Origin of the sequence: Ramlibacter sp. Leaf400 (assembly GCF_001424545.1) — a bacterium.
Classification (GTDB): Bacteria; Pseudomonadota; Gammaproteobacteria; order Burkholderiales; family Burkholderiaceae_C; genus Ramlibacter.
In genome coordinates this window covers 475,472-494,257 of sequence record NZ_LMQL01000010.1, presented here as the reverse complement: position 1 = coordinate 494,257, position 18,786 = coordinate 475,472, and the positions used below count along the sequence as shown (strand labels likewise).

19 protein-coding genes and 1 tRNA gene are annotated in these 18,786 nt (G+C 67.5%); 7 read left to right on the top strand and 13 right to left on the bottom strand.

The features are described 5' to 3' along the window. The first annotated feature begins 63 nt into the window (after positions 1 to 63). Complete coding sequence (locus ASG30_RS13405) at positions 64 to 1,296, top strand: hypothetical protein (protein ID WP_156385535.1); 1,233 nt, start codon at positions 64 to 66, stop codon at positions 1,294 to 1,296. A 126-nt stretch (positions 1,297 to 1,422) separates the two neighbouring features. On the opposite strand, the gene ASG30_RS13400 is transcribed toward ASG30_RS13405, so the two are convergent. From ASG30_RS13400 to ASG30_RS13365, 8 genes are all read right to left on the bottom strand, one after another. Next, positions 1,423 to 2,136 (bottom strand): ABC transporter ATP-binding protein, encoded by a 714-nt coding sequence (locus ASG30_RS13400; protein ID WP_055897330.1) that lies wholly within the window; start codon positions 2,134 to 2,136, stop codon positions 1,423 to 1,425. A gap of 1 nt (position 2,137) precedes the next feature. Beyond that, entirely contained in the window at positions 2,138 to 2,890 is a 753-nt protein-coding gene (locus ASG30_RS13395; RefSeq protein ID WP_055897328.1) for an ABC transporter ATP-binding protein, read from the bottom strand. Further along, a complete protein-coding gene (locus tag ASG30_RS13390; RefSeq protein WP_055897325.1) occupies positions 2,883 to 3,908 on the bottom strand; it encodes a branched-chain amino acid ABC transporter permease in 1,026 nt (341 codons plus the stop codon). Before ASG30_RS13390 ends, ASG30_RS13395 begins: the two co-directional genes overlap by 8 nt. 97 nt (positions 3,909 to 4,005) lie before the next feature. Next, the gene (locus tag ASG30_RS13385; protein WP_055897322.1) at positions 4,006 to 4,869 is read right to left on the bottom strand and encodes a branched-chain amino acid ABC transporter permease; all 864 of its coding nucleotides are present in this window, start codon (positions 4,867 to 4,869) and stop codon (positions 4,006 to 4,008) included. 9 nt (positions 4,870 to 4,878) lie between these two features. Further along, entirely contained in the window at positions 4,879 to 5,502 is a 624-nt protein-coding gene (locus ASG30_RS13380) for a LysE family translocator (RefSeq protein WP_055897320.1), read from the bottom strand. Between the two features lie 145 nt (positions 5,503 to 5,647). Further along, positions 5,648 to 6,835 carry an ABC transporter substrate-binding protein gene (locus ASG30_RS13375; protein WP_055897316.1) on the bottom strand — a complete coding sequence of 396 codons (1,188 nt, stop codon included), beginning with the start codon at positions 6,833 to 6,835 and terminating at the stop codon, positions 5,648 to 5,650. Between the two features lie 101 nt (positions 6,836 to 6,936). After that, positions 6,937 to 8,514 carry a benzoate-CoA ligase family protein gene (locus ASG30_RS13370; RefSeq protein ID WP_055897313.1) on the bottom strand — a complete coding sequence of 526 codons (1,578 nt, stop codon included), beginning with the start codon at positions 8,512 to 8,514 and terminating at the stop codon, positions 6,937 to 6,939. A 52-nt stretch (positions 8,515 to 8,566) separates the two neighbouring features. After that, positions 8,567 to 9,046 (bottom strand): flavodoxin domain-containing protein, encoded by a 480-nt coding sequence (locus tag ASG30_RS13365; RefSeq protein ID WP_055897534.1) that lies wholly within the window; start codon positions 9,044 to 9,046, stop codon positions 8,567 to 8,569. Between the two features lie 119 nt (positions 9,047 to 9,165). Between ASG30_RS13365 and ASG30_RS13360 the strand changes: the two genes are divergently transcribed. The 4 genes from ASG30_RS13360 (at position 9,166) to ASG30_RS13345 (ending at position 14,326) form a co-directional block, all read left to right on the top strand. After that, entirely contained in the window at positions 9,166 to 10,077 is a 912-nt protein-coding gene (locus ASG30_RS13360) for a helix-turn-helix transcriptional regulator (RefSeq protein ID WP_082522088.1), read from the top strand. Between the two features lie 101 nt (positions 10,078 to 10,178). Further along, positions 10,179 to 11,870 carry a 2,3-epoxybenzoyl-CoA dihydrolase gene (gene boxC / locus ASG30_RS13355; RefSeq protein ID WP_156385534.1) on the top strand — a complete coding sequence of 564 codons (1,692 nt, stop codon included), beginning with the start codon at positions 10,179 to 10,181 and terminating at the stop codon, positions 11,868 to 11,870. A 97-nt stretch (positions 11,871 to 11,967) separates the two neighbouring features. Beyond that, the gene (gene boxB, locus ASG30_RS13350; RefSeq protein ID WP_055897310.1) at positions 11,968 to 13,392 is read left to right on the top strand and encodes a benzoyl-CoA 2,3-epoxidase subunit BoxB; all 1,425 of its coding nucleotides are present in this window, start codon (positions 11,968 to 11,970) and stop codon (positions 13,390 to 13,392) included. A gap of 286 nt (positions 13,393 to 13,678) precedes the next feature. Beyond that, positions 13,679 to 14,326: a hypothetical protein gene (locus ASG30_RS13345; RefSeq protein WP_055897307.1), complete on the top strand. Its 648-nt coding sequence runs from the start codon at positions 13,679 to 13,681 to the stop codon at positions 14,324 to 14,326. A 66-nt stretch (positions 14,327 to 14,392) separates the two neighbouring features. On the opposite strand, the gene ASG30_RS13340 is transcribed toward ASG30_RS13345, so the two are convergent. Continuing rightward, a complete protein-coding gene (locus ASG30_RS13340; RefSeq protein WP_055897304.1) occupies positions 14,393 to 14,785 on the bottom strand; it encodes a DUF488 domain-containing protein in 393 nt (130 codons plus the stop codon). A 47-nt stretch (positions 14,786 to 14,832) separates the two neighbouring features. Between ASG30_RS13340 and ASG30_RS13335 the strand changes: the two genes are divergently transcribed. Further along, positions 14,833 to 14,909 (top strand) — tRNA-Pro (locus ASG30_RS13335). A gap of 83 nt (positions 14,910 to 14,992) precedes the next feature. Here the strand turns inward: ASG30_RS13335 and ASG30_RS13330 are convergent. From ASG30_RS13330 to ASG30_RS13315, 4 genes are all read right to left on the bottom strand, one after another. Continuing rightward, positions 14,993 to 15,535, bottom strand: coding sequence for a hypothetical protein (locus ASG30_RS13330; protein ID WP_156385533.1), 543 nt, complete (start codon positions 15,533 to 15,535; stop codon positions 14,993 to 14,995). A gap of 44 nt (positions 15,536 to 15,579) precedes the next feature. Beyond that, positions 15,580 to 16,446, bottom strand: coding sequence for a DUF4747 family protein (locus ASG30_RS13325; RefSeq protein WP_055897298.1), 867 nt, complete (start codon positions 16,444 to 16,446; stop codon positions 15,580 to 15,582). Between the two features lie 73 nt (positions 16,447 to 16,519). Beyond that, positions 16,520 to 17,587 carry a tyrosine-type recombinase/integrase gene (locus tag ASG30_RS13320; RefSeq protein ID WP_055897294.1) on the bottom strand — a complete coding sequence of 356 codons (1,068 nt, stop codon included), beginning with the start codon at positions 17,585 to 17,587 and terminating at the stop codon, positions 16,520 to 16,522. Beyond that, entirely contained in the window at positions 17,584 to 17,820 is a 237-nt protein-coding gene (locus tag ASG30_RS13315; RefSeq protein WP_055897290.1) for a hypothetical protein, read from the bottom strand. The genes ASG30_RS13320 and ASG30_RS13315 overlap by 4 nt, the downstream gene beginning before the upstream one ends. A 119-nt stretch (positions 17,821 to 17,939) precedes the next feature. On the opposite strand from ASG30_RS13315, the gene ASG30_RS22565 reads away from it, so the two are divergent. Then, a complete protein-coding gene (locus ASG30_RS22565; RefSeq protein ID WP_156385532.1) occupies positions 17,940 to 18,593 on the top strand; it encodes a hypothetical protein in 654 nt (217 codons plus the stop codon). Positions 18,594 to 18,786 lie beyond the last annotated feature (193 nt).

Sequence of the window (18,786 nt, the reverse complement as noted above, 5' to 3'; positions counted from 1 at the left end):
TCTCTTCCCAAGCTGCGCGGCGCGGCGAACTTGCCCGCGACCCGAAGGAGAAGAGAAGTGTTGATGCGACCCCTTGCCCCCTTGTTGCTGGCCTGCCTGGGGGCCTCCGCCGCGGCCCAGGGTGGAATGCCCGGCCTGCTGCGCGACGCCTTGAAGGCGCTGCCGGAACGGCAGGCCCCTGCTGCTTCCCAGCAAGGCCAAGCCCCCGCCGCCCCCGCCCCCGCCGATGGCGCGGCGCCCGCGGCCCCCCAGATGCAGGCGCAGGCGCCCGCAAGCACGGCAGCGATGCCCGACATCGAGCAATGGAGCACGCAGCTGCCGCCGGCCAGCCCGGCTTCGCCGTACGTGGCGCTGCCCGGCCTGCGCTTCGAGGCTTTCTCCAACCCCTGCCCCGACGGCAAGGGGCGCTGCTGGGTGCCGATCGTCCAGCTGCCCGTGTCCGGCCGCCTCCCGACCGGCCAGGAAGTGCACGTCGCCTACCGGGCGGGCGGCAGGCCGTGGTTCACGGAACGCTTCCGCGGAACCGACGCCACCGCGCTGCTGCGGGACCGCAACAACACCTGGCTGCTGTACCGCTTCCGGTCGGGGCGCAACCAGGAGCATCTGGCCCGACACACCGGGCGGATCGAGTTCGAGGTGACCCACGTGGACGCACTCAATGGCAGCGCCCGCAAGATGGCGGGAGGCCACTTCAACGTGGGCAAGGAGGCCAGGCGCTCGGACGTCGCGGACAACGTCGACTACTACGTGTCCTACGACTGGGCGACCGAGATGGTGACGGTCGACTTCATGGGCAGCGGCAACCCGAACCTCGACTACCCCGGTCTCACGGTGAACGCCGTTTTCCTGCAGCCGGTAGAGAAGCAGGAATCGATGTCGCTGCACTTGTTCCACGGCGGCAAGGAGATCGCCTCCGCCACGCGCTGGCGCTGGGGCGAAGGGCAGGCGAACGCGCGCAACGGCAAGACTAGGGAAGGTTACGGCGCCGTGGAAACGGTCTGGGCGTTGCCCAACGTGGTCGCCTACGACCGGCGACCGGACAAGGGGCCGGGGTTCTTCGTCGTCGGCGAGAACCCGGGCGAGTACACGGTCAAGATCCTGCGCAACGGGGAGCTGGCGCGAGAGGCGAAGTTCATGGTCACGGCGGACGGCAGGATCGACCGCTCGCTGAACATCGCGGGCAACCTGCCGCACGGGTACACGGTGCTGCGGGCGAAGGCGCTCGGCACGCAGGACCGCGCACGGGCCAACTTCAGGGCGGATGGGTTCTGGGGGAATGCGGCCGGGTTGAAGTGAGGAGAGGAGCCGCAAGCGCTGGTTTCCCGCCTCCGCGGGAATGACGGGGGAGGGGCGGGAATGACCGATTCTTCTTTCGTCATCCCCGCGAAGGCGGGGATCCAGTGCTTTCCTCTGAACCGAGCTCTAGACGCCCAGGTGCTGCGTCAACACCTCGGGCCGCGACCGCAGCTCCTGCGACGTCCCGCTGAACACCACCTCGCCCTTCACCAGGATCAGGTTGCGGTTCGTCAGCTGCGTCACGTGCTTCCAGTTCTTGTCCACGATCACCGTGGAGATGCCCGACTCGCGGATCAGCCCGCAGATGCGCCAGATCTCGCGCGCGATGAGCGGCGCCAGGCCCTCGGTGGCTTCATCCAGGATCAGCACGTCGGGGTTGGTCATGAGCGCCCGGCCGATCGTCAGCATCTGCTGCTCGCCGCCGGACAGCTGCTGCCCGCCGTGCGACAGGCGCTCGGACAGGCGCGGGAAGGTCTCCAGCACCCTCTCATACGTCCAGTCCCGCTGACCGCGCGTGCCGGCGCGGGCCGCCATCTTCAGGTTCTCGACCACGCTCAGGTTGCCGAAGATGCCGCGGCCCTCGGGCACGTAGGCCACGCCCTTCTGCGCGATCTCGTACGGCGCGCAGCCGGTCATGTCGCGGCCCCGCACGTGCACCGTGCCGGCGCGCGGCTTGACCAGGCCCATGAGCGTCTTGAGCAGCGTGCTCTTGCCCATGCCGTTGCGGCCCATGAGGCCGATGGTCTCGCCGGGCCCGACCTGGAAGTCGATGCCGCGCAGGACGTGGCTCTGGCCGTAGTAGGTGTGCAGGCCGCGGGCGTCGATCAGGAGGTCCGCCATGTCAGTGCTCCTCGCCCAGGTAAGCCGCGCGCACGCCGGCATCGGCGCGGATCTGCGGCGGCGTGCCGCTGGCGATGACCTGGCCGTTGACCATCACGGTCAGGCGGTCGGCCAGCGCGAAGACGGCGTCCATGTCGTGTTCGACCAGCATGATGGCGTGGGCCGCCTTGAGCCGCTGCAGCAGCGCCACCATGCTTTCAGCCTCCACCGTGCCCATGCCGGCCAGGGGCTCGTCCAGCAGCAGCACCTGCGGCTCGGTGGCCAGCGTCATCGCGATCTCCAGCTGGCGCTGCTCGCCGTGGCTGATGGTGCCGGCCACGACGTCGCGGCGGTGTTCCAGGCCGGCCAGCACCAGGGCGTTCTCGGCGCGCTCGTTGGTGGCCGAATGCCCGGTGGCGCGGCTCAGCCAGCTGGCGGGGCGCTGCGCGCGCGATTGCGCCGCCAGGCGCACGTTCTCCCACACGGTGAAGGGCAGGAAGATGTTGGTCTTCTGGTAGCTGCGGCCCAAGCCGGCACGCGCGATCTTCTCGGGCGAGCGGCCGGTGGTCTCCGCGCCGCCCAGGTGGATGGTGCCGGTGGTCGGCGCAAGGTCGCCCGACAGCAGGTTGGTCAGGGTGGACTTGCCGGCGCCGTTGGGGCCGATCACCGCGTGGATGCGGCCGCGCCAGAGGTCGACCGACACGTCGTTCACCGCGGCCAGGCCGCCGAAGCGCTTGGTGAGGTTCTTCGCGGACAGCAGCACTTCGTCAGCCACGGCCGGCCCCCTTGCCGCGCAGCAGGCGATCGGCCAGGCCGAGCAGCCCGCGCGGCGCGAAAGCCACCACGGCGACGATGAACAGGCCCATCCACAGCTGCCAGTGCTTGCCGGCGCGAAAAGCCCCGACGTCGGGCAGGTCCTTGAACAGGTGCAGCAGGTACTCGAAGGCGAAGGCGCCGACGATGGCGCCCGCGAAGTTGCCCATGCCGCCGAGGATGACCATCATGATCGCGTGCGCGCTCATGTGGAATCCCATCAGCTCGGGGTTCACGAAGCCGGTCTGCGCGCCCCACAGGTAGCCCGCGAGGCCCGCGAGGCCGCCCGCCAGCGTGAAGGCCGCCAGCTTGTAGCCGAAGGTGCCGTAGCCCAGCGCGCGCATGCGGTGCTCGTTGACGCGGATGCCGGCCAGCACGCGGCCGAACGGGCTCCACAACAGCCGGCGCAGGAACAGGTACACGCCCACCAGGCAGGCGAGGGTGAAGAAGTAGAAGGTCTTCTTCTGCTCCAGGTCGAACACGGCGGCATCGGGCTTGAGGTTGATGTACACGCCGTCCGAACCGCCCGTGCGCAGCGACAGGCCCAGGAGGCCGATCTCCTTGTTGTCGAACACCAGGTAGAACAGCATCTGGGCGAACGCCATCGTGACCATGATGAAGTAGATGCCGTGGGTGCGCACCACGAAGAAGCCGATCACCAGCGCGAACGCCGCCGAGGCCAGCACCGCGCCGGGCAGGGTCCACCACAGGCTGACGGTGCCGCTGTCGGAGGACACCAGCGACAGGAAGTAGCCGCCGATGCCGAAGAAGGCCGCATGGCCCAGCGACACCAGGCCGGTGACGCCCTGGAGCAGGTCCAGGCTCATCGCGAAGATGGCCAGGATCATCATGCGGGCCATCATGGCCGCGTAGAAATCGGTGCTGACGAAGGGGAACACCGCCAGTGCGATGAAGCCCAGCACCAGCAGGAACTGCAGGCTGCGGGGCAGGACTTCGAGATGGGATTTGGCGGCGCTCATCGCGGCACTCCGTCATTCCCGCGGAGGCGGGAATCCAGTGCTTCCCGGGACCGACTGGACTGGGTTCCCGCCTTCGCGGGAACGACGATGATTTTTCTCATTGCTTGAACAAGCCTTCCGGCTTCCACAGCAGCACGGCCGCCATCAGCATGTAGACCAGCATCCCGGCGACCTGCGGCAGCAGCACCTTGCCGAAGGTGTCGACCGTGCCCACCAGCAGCGCCGAGATGAGCGCGCCGCGCACCGAGCCGATGCCGCCGATCACCACCACCACGAAGCACATGATCAGCACCTGCGAGCCCATGTTCGGGTAGACGCTGGAGACCGGCGCGGCGATCATGCCCGCGATCGTCGCCAGGCCCACGCCGATGGCGAACACGATGGCGTGGATGCGCTTGATGTTGATGCCCAGCGCCTCGGTCATGTCGTGGTTGAAGGCGCCGGCGCGGATCTTCATGCCCAGGCGGGTCTTCGAGATCAGGAAGTACAGCCCCAGCGCCAGCGCGATGCACACGCCCGACATGAAGAGCCGGTACACCGGGTACGACAGGTTGTCGGTGAGCGGGATCGAGGCGCCCAGCGTGGCCGGGATGTTGACGCCGTGCACGTCGTCGCCCCACAGGATGGAGCGCATCTCCTCGAAGACGTAGATCAGCCCGAAGGTGAGCAGCACCTGGTCGAGGTGGTCGCGGTGGTAGAAGTGGCGGAACAGCAGGCGCTCCAGCAGCAGCCCGAAGGCGACCGCGAGCACCGCGCCCAGCAGGATCGCCAGCGTCAGGCTGCCCAGTCGGCTGGAGAGCGACCAGGCCAGGTAGGCGCCCAGCATGTAGAAGCTGCCGTGGGCGAGGTTGACCACGCCCATGATGCCGAAGATCAGCGTGAGGCCGGCCGCCAGCATGAACAGCAGCAGGCCGTACTGCACGCTGTTGAGCAGCTGGAGCAGGAAGAGGGACAGGTCCATGCGTGAGGCCTAGGCGTTGCGGCGCGAGAGCAGCAGCAGGGCGCCCATGAGGGCGAACAGGCTGCCGCAGACGCGGTTGATCCAGCGAACCACGCCGGCCTGGCGCAGCCAGCCGGCGAAGCGGCCGACGCCTAGGGCGCAGGCCACCAGCATCAGGAAGTCGCCGGCCACGAAGGTGAACGACAGCAGCGCGAACTGCGGCAGCACCGGCGCGGCCGGGTCGATGAACTGCGGGAAGAAGGCGGCGAAGAAGAGGAGCGACTTGGGATTGCTCGCACCGACCAGCAGCCCCTGCATGAACAGCGAGCGGTGGGCGGGCGCCGGCGCGGCCGAGCCGAGCGACAGCGCATCGCCGCCGCGGAAGGTCTTGATCCCCAGCCACACCAGGTAGGCGGCGCCCAGCACCTTGAGGACGGTGAAGGCCGCCTCCGACGCCGCCAGCACCGCGCCCAGGCCGAGCGCCGACAGGGCCATCGCGCCCAGGCTGGCGGTGAGCGCGCCGGCCGACGACACCAGCGCGCGCGCCGGCCCGTGGTTCACGGCGTTGGCCAGCGTCATCAGCATGGTCGGCCCCGGCGTCACGATCAGCAGCCCGACGGCCGCCAGGTAGAGGAGGTAGGTGGGGGAGGACACAGGGGCCAGGGGCTAGGGGCTAGGGGCTAGGGGCTGGGGGCTGGGGAGAAGGCGGGGAAGGGAGCATAGTGGAAGGGGCTAGCGGCATTCCCTAGCCCCTAGCCCCCAGTCCCTAGCCCCTGCGAGCGCGCGCAGCGCGCGAGACTCAGCCCAGCTTGCAGCCGGCGCCCGAGTCGGCCAGTGCCTTGGCGGCGATGCCGACCACCTTGTTGTCCTTGTTCTCGACGCGGCGCAGGTAGATGTCCTGGACCGGGTTGTGGGCCTTGCTCATCGACCACTTGCCACGCGGGCTGTCGATGGTCTGCGTTTCCAGGGCCTTGTAGAGCGCCTGCTTGTTCGCGATGTCGCCCTTGACCGCGGCCATGCCCTGCGAGAGCAGCAGGCCGGTGTCGTAGCCCTGCACGGCGTACACGTCGGGCTGCAGCTTGAAGGTGCGGGCGAAGTCGCCGCGGAATTTCTGGTTGCGCGGCGTGTCCAGCGAGTCCGCGTAGTGCATCGTGGTCATGATGCCGTCGGCCGCGGGGCCGGCCGCATCGAGCACGCCTTCGGTCAGGAAGCCCGAGCCCCACAGCGGGATGCGGTCCTTCAGGCCCGCCGCCGCGTAGTCGCGGATGAACTTGGCCGCGCCGCCGCCGGCGAAGAAGCAGGCCACGGCGTCCGGCTTGAGCGAGGCGATCTCGGTGAGCAGCGCCTGGAACTCCACGTTGGGGAAGGGCAGGCCCAGCTCCTTGACGATGGTGCCGCCGGCCTTGGTGTAGCTCTCCTTGAAGCCCTCGAAGGCCTCGTCGCCCGCGGCGTACTTCCAGGTGATCCAGACGGCGCGCTTGAGGCCCTTGTCCACCATCGGCTTGCCCAGGGCCAGCGTGGGCTGGCTGTTGGTGAAGGAGGTGCGGAACACGTTGGGCGCGCACAGGGCGCGGGTGGCGGCATGAACGCCGGCGTTGGGGATGAGGCTGAGCACGCCGGACTCGCGTGCCACGCGCTGGATGCCCATCTGCACGCCCGAGTGCACGGTGCCGATCAGCACGTCGACCTTGTCGCGCTGCACCAGGCGCTGCGCGTTCTCCACGCCCTTGGACGGCTCGGATTCGTCGTCGACCTTGAACCACTCGATGTCGCGGCCGCCCAGCTTGCCACCGCGCTCGTCGATGGCCATGCGCACGCCGTTCTCGATGTTCACGCCCAGCTGGGCGAAGGTGCCCGTGTAGGGAAGCATGAAGCCCACGCGCACGCGATTGGACTGCGCGCGGACGATCTGCGGCAGCAGCAGGCCGACGGAAGCGGCGCCGACGGCGGCGGCACCGCGGGTGAGGACGAGGCGGCGGGTGGTCATGGTGGGCTCCTTTATCGTTTGTTTAGGCTTGAAGCATTTGTACCTGATGTCCCCGCCGGGTCGCCACATGAATAACCCGGAGGCGTGGGTGCCGCGAGCGCTCAGCGCGCCTGCGCCGAGGCGCGCAGCTTGAAGCGCTGGATCTTGCCGGTGGCCGTCTTGGGCAGCTCGGGCACGAACTCGATCCAGCGCGGGTACTTGTAGGGCGCCAGCTGGTTCTTCACGTGCTGCTGCAGGTCGGCCTGGCTGGCCGGCTGGCCGGGCTTGAGCACCACGTAGGCCTTGGGCTTGACCAGCTGGTCGCTGTCGGCCACGCCGATCACCGCGGCTTCCAGCACCGAGGGATGCGTCATCAGCGAGGCTTCCACCTCGAAGGGCGAGACGTAGATGCCGCCCACCTTGAGCATGTCGTCGCTGCGGCCGCCGTAGGTGTAGTAGCCGTCGGCGTCGCGCACGTACTTGTCGCCGCTGCGGGTCCACTCGCCGGCGAAGGTCGCCTTGGTCTTGGCGCGGTTGTTCCAGTACATCAACGCGGCGCTCGGTCCGCTGATCTGCAGCTCGCCGATCTCGCCCGCGCCGCACTCGCGGCCGTCGTCGCCGACGATGCGCAGCTCGTAGCCGGGGACCGCCTGGCCGGTGGTGCCGTAGCGCACCGCGCCCGGCCGGTTGGACAGGAAGATGTGCAGCATCTCGGTGGAGCCGATGCCGTCCAGGATCTCGACGCCGTACTCGGCCGTCCAGCGCTTGCCGATCTCGGCCGGCAGGGCCTCGCCGGCGCTGGTGCACACGCGCAGGTTCAGGTCCGCGCGCGCGGGGCGACCCGGCTCGGCCAGCAGGGCCGCGTACAGCGTGGGCACGCCGTAGAAGAGGGTCGGGCGGTGCTTCTTCAGCACGCCGAACACGTCGGCCGGCGTCGGCCGCGAGGGCAGCAGCACCGAGGTGGCGCCCACGCTCATCGGAAAGGTGAGGGCGTTGCCCAGGCCGTAGGCGAAGAACAGCTTGGCGGCCGAGTAGACGACGTCGTCCTCGCGGATGCCCAGCACGCCGCGGCCATAGAGCTCCGCGGTCTGGACCAGGTGGCCGTGCAGGTGCACCGTGCCCTTGGGCGTGCCGGTGGAGCCGCTGGAATAGAGCCAGAAGCAGGGGTCGTCGCAGCTGGTGGCGGCGACCTGCGGCTTCGCATCGCCGGCGGCCACCAGGCCCGCGACCGAGTCCGGGCCGTCGACGCCGGCCACGATCACCGCCTTGAGCGGCGGCACCTTGCCGACGATGCCGTCGAAGGCGGCGGCCAGCGGCTGGGAGACGAAGAGGGCCTGCGCGCGCGAGTCGCGCAGCATGAACTCGAAGTCCTGCGGCGTCAGCAGGGTGTTGGCCGCGACCGGCACCACGCCGGCCAGGATGCAGCCGAGGAACACCACGGGCCACTCGGGGGTGTCCAGCATCGCCATCAGCACGCGCGACTCGGGCGCGAAGCCGCGGGCGCGCAGCGCGTTGGCGAAGCGGTGCGCCTGCTGCTCCAGCTCGCCGTAGCTGAGGGCGCGGCCGCTGGCGGCGTCGATGAAGGCGGGCTTGGCGGCGCGGTCCGCGTTGCGCGCGAGCAGGTCGTGCGCCGCGTTGTACTCGCGCGGGATTTCCACCCGAGGCGGGCGGGTGCTGTGGTCGGCTTGGCTCAGGCGCATGGGTCTCCTCTTTGTCGTCGCCCTGGGTTCGCGGGACCGCGGCCCGCGGGGCTCAGGCCGCCGTTTCCTTGTCTTCCTCGTTCGCCAGGGCTTGCGACAGCCACTCGCGGCACCAGGTCGTGCCTTCTTCTTCGGGCATGGTCCCGGCGCTGGCGTCGTGGCACCAGACTTCGCCGATGCGGCGTGCGCCCAGGCCTTGCAGGCGCTCGTCGAACTTCTTGCCGCCGAAGCAGAAGGTCTGCTGGTAGGTCCAGTCGCCCAGGGCGATCACGCCGTAGCGGACCTGCCCCAGGTACTTGGGCGAGGTCTCCAGCGAGTCGTAGAGCGCCCGCGCGTTGTCCGGCACGTCGCCCGAACCGTAGGTGGAGCAGCAGATGAGATAAAGTGCATCTTCGTCGAAGGCCGAGATGTCCAGGCCGTCCATCAGGACGACTTCGATGTCGTCCACCAGATCGGCGCAATCCATCTGGATGGCTTGCGCCACGTAGTCGGCGGTACTGGTCATCGTGCCGACGAGGATCTTGAGCTTCATGTTCATGCGTCCCGGTTGACCCGACATGCACTAAACTGCTTGACATGTCGTTGACCGGAAGTATACTGCAAACATGATCCGCGTCAACCCGGATCGAAAAAACTTCCAGGTACCGACCCATGCAGCTCATGACCGACACCGACGCCAAGGCCACGCTGGCCGAGCTGGGCGCCCGCGTTCGGGCCTGGCGCGCGCGCCGGGGCATGACGCGCAAGCAGCTGGCCCACGACTCGGGCCTGTCCGAGCGTTTCCTGGCCGACGTGGAAAGCGGCAAGGGCAACGTCTCCATCAATTCGCTGGAGGCCACGGCCCGCGCGCTCAACATCACCATCCTGGAGCTGCTGCAGGACGCCCCGCGTCCCGCGCTGGCCCGGCTGCACCACCTGCTGGGCCGGCTGGACGAGGCGCAGCTCGAGCAGGCCTACGCGCTCCTGGCCGGCGCCTTCGGGCTGGGCGATGCGCAGGGCCGCGAGCGGCGCATCGCGCTGATCGGCCTGCGCGGCGCCGGCAAGTCCACGCTGGGCGCCCAGCTGGCCGCGCAGCGCGGCGTGCCCTTCGTCGAGCTCGACCGCGAGATCGAGCGCGAGGCCGGCACCAGCATGAACGAGATCCTGCTCTTGCACGGCCAGGCCGGCTACCGCCGCTACGAGCGCCGCGCGCTCTTTCGCATCGCCGAGGACCATGAAGGCGGCGTGGTGATGACCACCGGGGGCAGCATCGTGAGCGAGCGCGAGACGTTCGACCTGCTGCAGAGCCGCTTCTATTGCGTCTGGCTCAAGGCCAGCCCGGAAGAGCACATGAGCCGCGTGGTCGCCCAGGGCGACATGCGGCCCTTCGACACGACCCGCGGTGCGACCAGCGAAGCGATGGAGGACCTGCGCCGCATCCTGGTCAGCCGCGAGCCCCTGTACGCCCGTGCCGACGCGGTGGTGGACACCGCCGCCCGCTCGGTCAAGCAATCCCTGAAGGACCTGGAACGCGCCGTTCCGGTCCTCGTGCCCCGTAGCAAGGAGACGACTCATGCAGCGTAGGGCGAGGGGCCCCAGCTTGCTGGGGATCGACCCGCGGAATGAGGCGATGCGGGCGACCGCCCCGAAGTGAAGTTCAACCTGAGATTCAAGGAGCCCGTCTGATGAATGCCATGACCGAGCCGCTGCTGTTCAAGCAGGGCGACCGCGAACTGGTCCGCTTTGCCACGCATCCTGCCCAGTACCAGCACTGGACGCTTTCCGTGGAAGGCGACGTCGCTCGCCTGAAGCTGGACATCAACGAGGAAGGCGGCATCAAGCCGGGCTACAAGTTGAAGCTGAACTCGTACGACCTGGGCGTGGACATCGAGCTGCACGACGCGCTCAACCGCGTGCGCTTCGAGCACCCGGGCGTGAAGGTGGTGGTGTTCGAGTCCGGCAAGGAAAAGATCTGGTGCTCCGGCGCCAACATCTACATGCTGGGCCTGTCCTCGCACGCCTGGAAGGTGAACTTCTGCAAGTTCACCAACGAGACGCGCAACGGGCTGGAGGACTCCTCGCGCAACGAGGGCCTGAAGTCGGTGGCGGCCGTGACCGGCGCCTGCGCCGGCGGCGGCTACGAGCTGGCCCTGGCCTGCGACCGCATCGTGATGGTGGACGACCGCGCCTCCACGGTCAGCCTGCCCGAGGTGCCGCTGCTGGGCGTGCTGCCCGGCACCGGCGGCCTGACCCGCGTGACCGACAAGCGCAAGGTGCGCCGCGACCTGGCCGACATCTTCTGCACCACCAGCGAAGGCGTGCGCGCCGACCGCGCCAAGGACTGGAAGCTGATCGACGCCCATGCCAAGCCGCAGCAGTTCCAGCAGCTGGTCGACCATGAAGTCGACGCGCTGCGCAGGCAGTCGGACCGCCAGGGGCCGGAAAAGGGCATCGAGCTGACCCCGGTGGGCTGCACGCTGGACGAGAAGGGCTACCACTACGCCACCGTCGACGTGGCCATCGACCGCGACGCGCGCATCGCCACGCTGACGGTGAACGGCCCGGCCGGCGCCATCGAAGCGACGCCCGACGCCATCGTCGCTGCCGGCGTCAACTGGTGGCCGCTGAAGTTCGCCCGCGAGCTGGACGACGCCATCCTGCAGATGCGCACCAACGAGCTGGAGATCGGCACCTGGGTGATCAAGACGCGCGGCGACGCGCAGCGCGTGCTGCAGATGGACCAGGTGCTGGAGCAGCACAAGGCCCACTGGCTGGTGCGCGAGACGCTGGGCCTGCTGCGCCGCACGCTGGCCCGGCTGGACGTCACCAGCCGGTCGCTGATCGCGCTGGTCGACCAGGGCTCCTGCTTCGCCGGCACCCTCTACGAGCTGGCGCTGGCCTGCGACCGCATCTACATGCTGGACCTGCCCGATGCGCCGGATGCGGCGCCCGCGCTTCGCCTGTCGGTGGCCAACTTCGGCCGCTACCCCGAGGTCAACGGCCTGACCCGCCTGCAGACCCGCTTCAACGAGGACGCCGCCACCATCGAGCAGCTGCGCGGCCTGGGCGACAGCCCGCTGCGCGCCGACCAGGCGCTGGGCCTGGGGCTGGTGACGCTGACGCCCGACGACATCGACTGGGACGACGAGATCCGCATCATGCTGGAGGAGCGCGCGTCGCTGTCGCCCGACGCCCTGACCGGCATGGAAGCGTCGCTGCGCTTCCCCGGCAAGGAGACCATGGAGACCCGCGTCTTCGGCCGCCTGTCGGCCTGGCAGAACTGGATCTTCATCCGCCCCAACGCCGTGGGCGAAGAGGGCGCGCTCAAGCTGTTCGGCACGGGCAAGAAGTCCCGGTTCGACTGGAAGAGAGTCTGAAATACAGGGGCTAGGGGCTGGGGACTAGGGGCTAGGGAAACAGCCCCGGAACCCCCCCTAGCCCCTAGCCCCTAGCCCCTAGCCCCTAGGAAAATCCATGAGCACCATCGACCTGCAAGCCCTCATCCCCAACAACGTCGGCCTGTCCGACAACCGCCAGCTGCAGCGCGCGCTGGAACACTGGCAGCCGGCCTTCCTGCGCTGGTGGGACGAGATGGGCCCGAGCGACTTCAAGGCCAAGGACGTCTACCTGCGCACCGCCGTCGGCGTGGACGCCTCCGGCTGGGCCCAGTACGGCTACACGCCCATGCCCGAGTACCGCTGGGGCATCTTCCTGGCCGACAAGCAGGAAGGCCGCAAGATCGGCTTCGGCGACTTCATGGGCCAGGACGCCTGGCAGGAAGTGCCGGGCGAGTTCCGCTCCACCTTCCGCCGCCTGATCGTCACCCAGGGCGACACCGAGCCCGCGTCGGTCGAGCAGCAGCGCCTGCTGGGCCACACCGCGCCCTCGCTGTACGACCTGCGCAACCTGTTCCAGGTCAACGTGGAAGAGGGCCGCCACCTCTGGGCCATGGTCTACCTGCTGCACGCCTACTTCGGCCGCGACGGCCGCGAGGAGGCCGAGGAGCTGCTGGAGCGCCACTCGGGCGACCCGGACAAGCCGCGCATCCTGGGCACCTTCAACGAGCCGATGGACAACTGGCTGTCCTTCTTCATGTTCACCTACTTCACCGACCGCGACGGCAAGTTCCAGCTCAAGAGCTTCGCCGAGAGCGCGTTCGACCCGCTCGCGCGCACCTGCCAGTTCATGCTGACGGAAGAGGCGCACCACATGTTCGTGGGCGAGACCGGCGTGGGCCGCGTCATCCGGCGCAGCCTGGAGGTGATGAAGGAGCTCGACACCGACGACTGGAAGCAGGTTCGCAACGCCGGCGCCATCGACCTGCCGACCATCCAGAAGTTCATGAACTACTGGTTCAGCAGCTCGCTGGACCTGTTCGGCTCGGAGGCTTCGTCCAACGCCGCCAACTACTTCAGCAACGGCATCAAGGGACGTCCCGACGAGGCCCGGTTCGCCGACCACCTGGAGAGCGACACCAGCATGACCATCCACGTGCCGGACGGCAAGGGCGGCGTGATGGACGAGGCGATCTCGGTGCGCAACGGCATCAACGAGATCACCCGGCTGGAGTACGCCAAGGACTGCAACGTCGGCGTGACGCGCTGGAACATGGGGGTCAAGAAGGCGGGCGTGCCCTTCGAGTTCAAGCTGCCGTCCACGCGCTTCCGCCGCCAGGTCGGCGCCTGGGCCGGCCTGCACACCGACCCGCAGGGCAACCCGATCAGCGCCGCCGAGTTCGAGGCGAAGAAGGCCGAGTGGCTGCCCACCGAGGACGACATCCGCTTCGTCAAGAGCCTGATGCAGCGCGTGACCGAGCCCGGCAAGATGGCCGGGTGGATCGCGCCGCCCGACCGCGGGATCAATGCGCAGCCGGTGGACTACGAGTACGTGAAGCTCTGAGACTTGGTTCCGTCATCCCCGCGGAGGCGGGGATCCAGTGCTTCCCTCCCCACGCGCCACCTGGATTCCCGCCTTCGCGGGAATGACGGTGTGGCTCGAATAAGCGCCGGCCTCAGAGCCGGCTTTTTTTTGCCTCAGCACGAGGCATCTCCTACGCCCGGTCGGAATCGCCCCACTGGGATGCTTTCCCATGTCCGACCACCCGCAGCCCGGCCGCAGGCCATGCTCATCCCATGTCCCGGCGCCACCCGTCGCGCCAGGGCTTCACTTTGATGGAGATGAACGCATGAGCAAACTTCTGAGTCTTCTGGTCGCTTCGCTGCTGGCAGGGGGCGCCATTGCCCAGACCACCACTTCGAGCTCGACCACCACGCCGGCCGGCGTGTCTTCGAGCAGCAGCGGCAGCCAGGCGAGCGACGCCAGCGTCACGGGACAGGGCGCCACCACCACCGGCACCCTGGGGGCGAGCGGCGGGGCCATCGTGCAGCCGGGGGCGACGTCGGCCACCTCGGGCGTGCGCCCCAGCACGACGACGACGCAGCCCAGCGGCAGTGCGGGCACCACGGCCGGGACCGGCACGGCTGGGACGACTGGGACTACCGGGACTACCGGCAGCACCGCGGGCAGCGGCACGACGCTGTCGGGCAGCACCGGCACCGGCGCCGCGGTGGGCGCGAACGTTCCGGGGGCCTCGGTCGGCGCGAACACCCCGGCCGGCTCGGCTGGAGTGACCACTCCGGGTGTCTCGACCCATACGGGCACCACCGGCCACGCAGGCACCACCGGCCACGCAGGCACCACCGGCACGCTGGGCGCCAGCGGCTCCTCGGACACCTCGACGATGGGCAACCGCCGCGACTGCCCGCCGGGCCTGGACAAGAAGGACAACGGCTGCCTGCCTCCGGGACAGGCCAAGAAGGTCCAGCCGCAGTAAGCCATGGCCATGGCCCATGAAGAACGCCGGCCATGCGCCGGCGTTTTTTCTTGTCTGCGGGGCCGTTCAGCCGGCAGCGATGTCCGCGCCCCGCTTGGCCAGCAGCTCGCGCAGCACCGACCGGTGGCAGCGCGTCTCGTCCTCGCAGTAGCAGCCCATCGAGAAATTGCCCTGGTGCGACAGCGCCGCCAGCAGGTCCAGCGTCCGGCTGGCGTCGGGCTGCGCCATCTCGGCGCGGAATTTGCGCACGAACGTCGCCCACTCCTTGTCGGTCTGCGCGGCAAGCCCGGTCTGGACGTTGTCCGCGCTGGGCGACAGGTTGGGGAACCACACGTCGTACCAGTTGCCCGACGCGAACTGCGCCTTGGGCACGCCGCGCGGCGGCCGCCGCACGGTGCCGATGCGCAACCCCTCGTCCTTCGCCCTCGGGGTGCCCAGCCTCACGATCCGGATCGCCATCGGTCTGACTCCTGGGCCGACGGTCCGGCCGGTAGAATGCCTGGGTTCGGAGCGTAGCGCAGTCTGGTAGCGCATCTGGTTTGGGACCAGAGGGTCGTAGGTTCGAATCCTATCGCTCCGACCATCTAACCCGTTGATTCAAAACGATTTTTATCGTTTCTGCTGCTGCTCAAGAACCGAGCGGTTTTCTAACGCCGGCCGATTCTTCTAACGCGATCCGCCTGACGCACCGTCTTGTTCCGCATTGCGCATCGCCACGATGAACGAGTTGTACCAGCGGCTCAGACGGAAGATCCGCAGAGCAGCTCGCATCGAGAGAGTGATGCTGAGCACGAAGATCAGATAGCCAATGCCCCACGCGACCGGGGTAGCGCTTTCCAGAAACGGCCCCAGAGGATCCAGGATGGGCGGCCGGGGAAAGTACAGCGCCGCACAGATCAACGCGTAAAGAAGCGCGACGCACTGCGCCGTCACGAAAATCAAAAAGGCCGCACTGACACTCAGATAAGGAGAGGTCAGCTGGTTCTCGGTGGTGATCTGTTCACGGAAGCTGTCGCTGCCGAAACCGAGAAAGATCGCGAACCCCCCAAGAGTGAAGCCGAGCAGACTGGGCACTATGGCGATCGCCTGGTCCCACCAGCCTTGCCCAAGCCACTTATTCGCGCACAGCGCCGTGATGGCGAGTGCCACGACGAAATCAGCGCTGCGCACGAACGCGCGGGTGCCTCCCGTGATGCGCCACGCCAGCAAGAGAACCTGATGGTTCCTAAGAGGGCCGCTCAGGGAGGGCATCGCTATTTGAACTTGGCTTTCACTAAGCCGATGAAAGCGTCGGAATGCATCTGCACGTCCGGATCGTACAGGCCTATTTCCGTTCGGGGGTATTGCTCGGAGGAGGCCTCTTCCGCCTTTCCTTCTGGGTTGACCCCGGTCTGCTTGTAGATGCCATCGGTTACGGCGCGCCCGAACATCGCGACCATCTCGTCGTCTGGTGTGATTGTTGGAGCGTCTTTGGCCTTGTAGAAAACGTGCTCTTCTCGTCTGAGATTCCTTCGTTCGAGCATCTCGTAGAAGGCTTGGTCGTCCTCGTACTCGCTGGGATTCGGACGGTCGAGGACCACCCGGATCTGACGGATCACAGGCCAGGCGAGTAGTTCATCGATCACGCCTTCGCGGGTCATGATCGTCTTGTCTACGTCGCCGAACCGACTTATCACCTGTGGAGCCGAGCAGAGGAACTCGAGCAGACCGTGCACCATGCCCGGAGATACGCCGCCGTGCGTGCCCCCCGATTGGAAGTAGAGGCGATGCTTCGCGACGTCAAAGATGTACGGGATCTCTTCAAGATTCGGCTTCAGCTTCGGTGGGATTCGGACCTGCGCGACATCGTCATCGTCGGCCTGCTTCTGTTGCTCGATGTCAAACCAAGGTTCGTCCGGGTTGATGTTGAGGAAGCGGTACAGGTACCCGAACAGAGGCGAATTCGGGTTGCCGGATTCCAATGCGCGTGAGCTACCGATCATCAGCGCAGTGTCTCCGCGCAATTTGTGTTGCTTGAGCCGCACCAGCAACCGCCAGAGCGCAACGTACTCCTCGGGCGCATGTTTCGTGTGGACGCGCAAATTGATGCCGCTGGCTTTGATGGTTCGCTTTCTGGCCATTTCCCCTCCCTTTTCCTGCGAGGTGGGGTTATACCGAACTCAGCAGCACCCGGACATCGGGAATTCCGCGAACTCAGCGAGTGGCTGGCGTAATCTGCGCTTGGCGGTGTCGCACGTAATCGGCCGTTTGCGCTTCCGTGCTGTGCGCGCCCATTCGCCGTGCTGCCTGCATGCCTTGGGCTGCTTCCTTGTCCGTGAGCGCCTTGGCGCGCAGGTCGTTGAAATGGCAGTCGTTCACTCCAGCCAGCTTGACGGCGCGCTTCCAGCGTCGGAAGAACCCGCTGTAGGTGTAAGGTTGGGCGTCCTCCTGGGTGATCACCCAGTGCGTGTTCCGCCGCTTCATCGCGCGGATCCGCTCGACGACGGCTGACAGCCGCGGTGTCCAGGCGATCAAGACCTTGGCTCCGGTGCTGCCCGCCGTCTTGCTTGGCTTGAAGTAAATCCCCGCGGTATCGATGTAGGGCGCCACCACCTCGCCGGCCTTGTTCATGGTCAGCTTCTTGGACCAGCGCAGGTCCAGGATGTCGCTGACGCGCTGTCCCGTCAGGTAGGCCATGTCGATCGCGGCGCAGATCATCGGGCCCGCGCGCGTGATCTTGCCGCGGTAATCTCGCATGGCGGCGACCTTGATGCGCCGCAGTTCGCTGTCGGTGATGTACTTGTCCCGCGGCGGAGCACTGATAGTCCTGATGCTGTCCGCCGGGTTCGTGCCGGCCTCGCGGAAGCCCTTCTCCTCGGCAAATCGCATCAGCTCGCGCACTCCTGCGCGCATCTCATTGTGCGTTCGCGGCTTCAGCCGGAACGGCTTCAGGAAGGTGGCCACGTCCGGCGGCTTGATCTGGCTCGCGCGGAACTCGGCCAGGCTCTCGCTGATCACGCCCATCACCCAGCGGTCGTTCGCCTGGGTCTTCTTGGCATGCGACGTAGACACCTCGGCCAGCCAGTCGGAGACCAACGCCGGGATCCGGTCCGGCGCCACATCGCGCGCGTGAATGTCGGCGAGCTTCTGATACAGCGCGGGAATGCCGTCGTGGATCTTCGTCAGCTTGGTCCAGAGGCGCTTCCTCCCCTCCGCCGTGACCAGGTAGTACCAGCGGCCCTTCGGGTACACCCTGGGCGGAAGCTCGACGTGCTTGCTCATTTCACCCGACGCATCGGTGGCGGCCGCACGCGCGGCCGGTTCTCCTCGTTTGCTGCCGAGCCAGCCCCGGCGCAGACCGCATCATAGTGAGGACGCTCCAGGATCACCTCCCCGGTCACCCTGGCCCGCCGGGCGCGGTAGAAGCCGCGTGCCTTCAGCTCGCGCAGCTGGTCCCCCGGCCGCTTGTAGCCGGTCAGCTGCTCGATCTGGGCCGACGAGAGCAGGACCTCCATCAGAGTCACGACTGAAGTTGTCGGGACGCCATCCTCCGGGGGCTGACGTGCCAGCGGCAAGTGGCGGTGAGCTTCACCGTTCCGCCATACTTAGGTCGCGTACTGGACGGAGCTTCACGGTGAAGGAAGAAGAAGGGCTGCCAACATACATTGGTATCGGGATCGTGCTCGTGCTGCTCCTCGCGCTGGCACTTGCTGTCTATCCTGGATTGCCCACCGTGGGCACTTGGCTGGGCAACTCGGACGCCGCGGCTTGGGTACAGGCGGTCGGATCCATTGGCGCCATCGTGGCCGCCATATGGGTCGCCAACCGACACTCGAACCAGCAACGACTGGATCGAGTTCTGCAGGATGCGAATCGCCTTGCCGAGCGGTTTGCCCCAGCGATCACGCTTGCAACGGAGGCGCACGAAGAACTGAAGGAGCTGGCGCAGCTCCGAAAGCAGCCGCTTCGCACCGCTACAGGCGAGCGGTACAAGGTTGCTTCGCGAGCAGAAGAACGTCAGCGGACCCGTGCCCAGCGAATCTTGCAGGAGGTGACCCGGCTGGATCCGCTGGCAATGCCCTCCGTCGACAGCATCTTGGCAGTCCGGGAAGTGGTGAACGCTGTGCAGGACGCCGAGCGAGAGCTGCAGGAAATGTCCAATCGGCCTTGGATCCTCAGCCTGCAGGAGGCGATCGCCGAAGCCGAGTTCGGCAAAGCACTGCAACGAGTTCGTGATGCGAAAGCGGCACTTCAGACGGAGCTGGATAAGCTCTCCCGGACCGAGTAGTGTTGGTGTCCACCTTTCGCCCACCAAAACCTTCTCGAGGCACCACGGGCCGGTAGCCCGGGCACGACGCCAACCTTGCTCAGCCCTGGTCACCTTCCAAAGCGTGCTACCGTCCTCGGCTTTGCGGAGATGAGCATAAAGACCGAGTACCAATCTGGTCCGCGGGACGTGTCGTGCTATGCCCAGGCGTATG